At 44.4% G+C, this 5,439-nt stretch carries 3 protein-coding genes; all 3 read right to left on the reverse strand.

The genetic code is table 11. The annotated features are described in order from the left end of the window. Positions 1 to 147 precede the first annotated feature (147 nt). Positions 148 to 1,440, reverse strand: coding sequence for an endo-1,4-beta-xylanase (locus RMO35_RS11395; protein WP_309741311.1), 1,293 nt, complete (start codon positions 1,438 to 1,440; stop codon positions 148 to 150). A gap of 209 nt (positions 1,441 to 1,649) precedes the next feature. Beyond that, on the reverse strand, positions 1,650 to 3,830 hold the full coding sequence (locus RMO35_RS11400) for a glycosyltransferase (RefSeq protein ID WP_309741313.1): 2,181 nt from the start codon (positions 3,828 to 3,830) through the stop codon (positions 1,650 to 1,652). Between the two features lie 37 nt (positions 3,831 to 3,867). Continuing rightward, entirely contained in the window at positions 3,868 to 5,187 is a 1,320-nt protein-coding gene (locus RMO35_RS11405) for an HlyD family efflux transporter periplasmic adaptor subunit (RefSeq protein ID WP_309741315.1), read from the reverse strand. Positions 5,188 to 5,439: the final 252 nt, after the last annotated feature.

Genomic DNA, 5,439 nt, shown 5'->3' on the forward strand with positions numbered 1-5,439 from the left:
TGACACTCGCAGTTGGTATGAATCCCCCTAAATCCCCCTTAAAAAGGGGGACTAAGAATCCGGTTCCCCCTTTTTAAGGGGGCTAGGGGGATTTGCTAAGGTTTAGGCGTAAAATAAGGGATCGATCGCCTGCTTTCGCAATCCGGTCTATTTGATAAACTTCAAAACTCTAGACTGATTCATTTGCGAGGAAAATGAGAATAAGCGAGTTCTACTCCAGTTTCGCCCTTTTACCGTTACCCGGTACCGTCCAAAAAAAGCACGGTTTGAAAATTGACCATTCCGATTGGTATTCCCACTCTTCTGAGTCCACCATTGGCGAAAAATTAGCTCCTGATAAACCTTTGCAGCCAGTTTTGGTCTAAAGCTGCTGTCAAAAATAGCTGCCTGGGGTACCCAATGAGCCTTTTCCCAGAATCCCCACATCAGAATTCCTTTAACCTGCGGATGAGCAAAAGCAATTTGATATACATTTAGCAGATTCTGGGCTTGTTCCTGCTCGGTAGCTGTCTGTGTCGAAAATTCTGTAATCTTAATTGGTAAATTAAATTGTGCTAGGGTATCTAGACTGTGTTGAATTTGAGCTGGTGCGACCGTTTCTTTGAGAATATGTGCCTGAATACCAATCCCACCAACCGGGACTCCTTGCGCCAACAACGAACGGATCTGTCGCACATAGTCATCGAGTCTTTTGCCATTCAAGATGTCATAATCATTGACATATAATACTGCACTCGGATCGGCTGCATGGCATCGTTGGAACATTGTTTTGACAATATCTGCTCCTAAACGCTGTCTAAAAAAATCACCGTGTAGCATCTCATTAAGGACATCATATTCCCGAATTCGCCCTCGATACCGTCCGCAAATTTCTGTCGCCCGACGCTCGACAGCAGATCGCAGATCTTGCGGCGAGAGGGATTTGAGCCAAGTTGGATTCCATTGCTCCACCTCCCAGAAAATTGTATGTCCGCGTAATGGTAGAGAATTGGCTTTGCTCCAGCTTAAAATTCGATCTGCGTCTGCATAACTAAGTTGTCCCCGCTGTGGCTCCATTGCATCCCACTTGAGCGCATTCTCATGTACAGTGGCATTAAAAAGTTGTTTAGCAAGCTGAAGATATCGAGATCGATCGGTGGGATCGTTACCTGGAGCAAACATCTGAGTGCTGAGTGCTGTGCCAAATTCAAATTCATGGGTGACTTGCTCGATTTTGACTTCTACACCACCGATTGGCTGCTGCTGAGAGTTAACAACCTCAATAACGATATTTCCCATCCGGGTCTGAGCAATTTGTTTCGCCAATTTAAGCTGATTGGCTTGGATGAAGGATAAAGGAGTAGGCGCTTTTGCAAAAAATATACTCATACTTTGACCTTGGCTCACCCAAAGTGTAGTCACGATTAATCCCAGCAGTAAATATCGTCCAAATTTAAGCATTGCCCGATAGCTTAGTGGATAGTGAATAGTTTTTTAGTGAATAGTTTTTTAGTGAATAGTGGATAGTGAATAGTGTTTTAGTGAATAATGGATAGGAAAATGACATCCGCTATGGCTTCCCCTAAAACCTAAAGCCTAAAGCCTAATACCTAATTCCTAATTCCTAATACCTAAAGCCCAAAGCCCAAAGCCTAATGCCTAATGCCTACTCAGTCGTAGCGATTGAGTAGTGATTTTGCTTGAACGATGGAGGAGATCATCGCCAAGAAAGAGTCTAGACTACCAGGCTGCTTGCGCTGTTTCCACCAAGTCATTTCGGTATACAGCACCTCAACCAACTTACGCTGTTGTTCGATCTCAAGCTGGACAAATTGCAGTGCAACCCCGATCTCACCCTTCTTCATCACATGAGAACGGACGATCTCAGCTTGCACAGAAAAGTCATGCTCTATAAATGCTACCTCGACGTGTGACGTGTCAAGGGCAACCTCTGGCTCGATTATTATCACCTTAGCTCCGCTTTCGGAGAGGTTTTGAGTATATCCCCACCAAACTCGATCGTTAGCTGTAATCTTGCAAATTGTTTGGAGCGGGAAGCGATCCATTGTGCGCCGAATTGGCAGATCGATCGCCGATAAAATCGCTATCCCCGCTAGTAGCGAATTATAGAGCAGCCAAAATATTAGTACAGCCGCGCTCTCATCAAACGTTAACCAAACTCCAAGCTGTACGCCAATCAGACGCACTCCGATAATTAATCCCGACAATGCTAACAGCATAATCAGTGGCCATGTCCGATTGAAATTGTAATTTTTTCGGTCTGCCTTAATCCCCTTACGGGTAGCTTGGCTGGCTTTGGCAAAAGGAGTGCGAACGATCAGCCACAATCGCCTGAGTGCTGGAAAACAAAAGATTGTTTCATACACTTCGTTCCAGAAGTAAGAGACTCGGTAGTCTGTTGCCCAACCATAAACGACAATATGCAGCAACCAGAAGGGCAGGAAGTAGTAGATCACTTCAGGTAGGGTGGCGATAAAAGGTGAAATTCCCAGGTAGGCACTGCACAAAGGTGCTAGTATAAAAACAACTCGTAATACTGGTTGAAAGCAATAGATCAATTGCGATACGCTATAGCTTTTTTGAATCCAGTTTAGTTTCGACCAAATTGGAATGTCCTTGCCACAGAAGTAAACCTGAAAATTTCCTTGTAACCATCGCAGTCGCTGATCGATAAAATCTATATAGGTTCGAGTTGATTCTCCTGTACTCAGAACTTCATTCAGGTAAGTCAGCCGAAAGCCCTGTGTTAACATTCGCAAGGATGTTTGAAAGTCCTCAACGCAGCAGCGAGTATAGTAGCCACCAACAGCATCGAGACAACTACGCCGAACGACATAGGAACTGCCACAACAAATTACACTATTGCCTGCATCGCGGTTTGATTGCAGTAATCCATAAAAATGCTCTAGATCGTTGGGTAGAAAATTTTCTAACCCTAAATTGCGACTGTGATAGTCCGAATTGTAAAAGTATTGTGGAGTTTGGACGAGGGAGATTTCTGGATTTTGAAAAAAACCAACAGTTCGAGTTAAAAAGTTTTTGAAAGGTACGAAATCAGCATCGATCGGTACAATTAATTCGCCAGTAACATACTTTAGTGCGTTATTTAAGTTGCCAGCCTTTGCATGGGTATTATCCGGTCGGGTGATGTATTCACAACCCAATTCCTGTGCTAGTGCTTTAATATTTGGGCGACGAGTATCATCGAGAATATAAATAGTTTTATTGTCATATTCCATTGCCTGACAGCCAATTACAGTCCGGCGAACGATATAATCTGGCTCATTATAAGTTGGCACCAGTACATCAACCAAGGGCAGATATTCGCCATAAATAACAGCTTGAGAGTACCGATCTGCCTCCAGCTTGCGTTGCTGGGAGGTTGACCAGATTGTTTGCACCATGTACAGACAACAAGAAAAGAAAGAAATTACTTCTACACTGTAGATAGTTAAAGAAAAAACTGTACTGGCTGGATGTGAAAAATTTAAGGTAGCAACTGTCCTCCATATAAAATACCGTGCTGCTAAAAATAAGACGATCGACTTAACAATCAGACGAGTCCCATTTGTTGCTCGAACAAATCTCAGACAAATACCAAGTGAGAGAACAGCAACAATTGGGAGTAGCAACTCCCAATCGATAGCTGGAACTTGTAATAATGCTGGCACTACCCGATCGACAGTTGAGTTGACTTCCTGCGGCGAGAAAAATGTTGGCCCTGTACTCGTCCAGTTACTAATAAACAAGGTTGATATAAATACAACAGCACTAGTAGCAAACAACAACCAAACTACAGGGGAAATAATTTTTTTAGGCTTAGTATTCATCACTATTAAATGGCAAAAAACGCAATTTGATGAGAGATTATAAGCCTGCAAACAAACTCGTGGTTCGCACCGGGAATGTCACTCGTGCCGTGTAGCCGATCCGGCAAAGATTTCCGCTCTCACTCGGCTCAGATGAAACCGATCCTGCATCTAAATCGATCCGAACTTGTGTTTGGCGCGGTAAGTTTGGCGGCATGGAGATCGCGACATCTTCCCCAGCAGCTAATCGCCCGATCCCCGAACGGATTACCGAGACTTTTCCTTTGAGCGTACCGGATGAACCCATCCCATTGAGCTTAATCTCGGCTGGGGAGCCAACTTGAAGTAGTTGCACCTTCTGCTCATCTACCCAAGCATCTACCCACCGTTGTTTGCAGGACGCTACTTGCCCTAGTGATTCTCCTTGCTGCACAAACTTGCCAGGTTGGGCAGTTACTCGCCACACTACCCCTGCTGCTGGCGCTTTAATCGTCGCACCCTGCTTGCGTTGAAAGTCCTTTTTTGCCTGACTCAGCTCTGCTTTAGTTCCGGCAATCTTTCTTTTGAAGATTTGAATCCCTTGCCGTTCTTCAGCAATTTGCAGTTGCAACTCCTCTAGCCGAATGCTGGGATCGTAGTTACTTCGCGTTCTGGATAAGGACAAACCGCCACGAACAGCATCCTCATTAACCTGTAAAGTTGCCAGTTTAGCCTGTAAGCTTTTTACTTCACTTTTCCGCTGTTTGAGTTCGATCTCGGCTGTATCAAGGTTGGCGCGAGAGATCGCTCCTTGTGAATTCAAAAACTTTGTGCGCTGGTAGCTCAATTTTGCCAGTTCGCAGCGCGACTTGGCACCTTCGATATCGGACAACAATTGGTTTTGACTTTGCTGATTCTCTGAGACTGCCAGCTTCTGCTGGTTTACAGCCTCTCGACTTACAACATTCAGCAGCAACATTTTACGCGGCAAACGTGCTTGTGCCTGTTCCAACTCTGCTTCCTGTTGATTCAAGCGACTGGAAATCTCTTGAGTTTGAAGTTGGCTAGCTCGTCGATCTTTTAGCACAAACAACTCTTTCTCGGAGCTGAGAGACTGACCAGTTTTGATTGCGACTTTGGAAATTATGCCTTCTTGTGGTGCCCGGATGTCTGTTAGCGTACCGTTTACAACTGCATCAACGCTGCTAATAGTTGTTAGTTGAGATTGAATCAGGCGGATAGACCAACTTAATAGAGCAGTACTAAGTAGCAACAGCGCCACATTGGAAAACAAAGAGCGCCCTGACTTTCGCGAACCAATTTCTTCCGCTCTCTGAAAGGGTAAAGGTTGAGTTTTAGTGCTTTCTAGAGGCTGAGAGACAAGAGTACGTTTTATCATTAAAGCTAATAATTTATAGGACAAATAACAGCTTGAATCACCATCGACGGTTCAAGAAAACTTTAAAAGCACTCCTCTTAAGGGTTAGAGGAAGAGCCGATCGCTTTTTACACAGATCTTGGCACGATGCCTTTTATTCCGCTTCTGTCACTCTGCCCACATCATCCAAACTCCTTGCTGCATCGCCTTTCCTCTAAAAATTTCCGATCTTTGGGGTTCGATCGGACAATACAGCTTCAAAGTTGTTTTGGA

Source organism: Chamaesiphon sp. OTE_20_metabat_361 (assembly GCF_031364565.1).

Coding starts and splice junctions, on each gene's coding strand:
- RMO35_RS11395 (WP_309741311.1), bottom strand. CDS start 1,440: ATGCTTAAATTTGGACGATATTTACTGCTGGGATTAATCGTGACTACA.
- RMO35_RS11400 (WP_309741313.1), bottom strand. CDS start 3,830: ATGAATACTAAGCCTAAAAAAATTATTTCCCCTGTAGTTTGGTTGTTG.
- RMO35_RS11405 (WP_309741315.1), bottom strand. CDS start 5,187: ATGATAAAACGTACTCTTGTCTCTCAGCCTCTAGAAAGCACTAAAACT.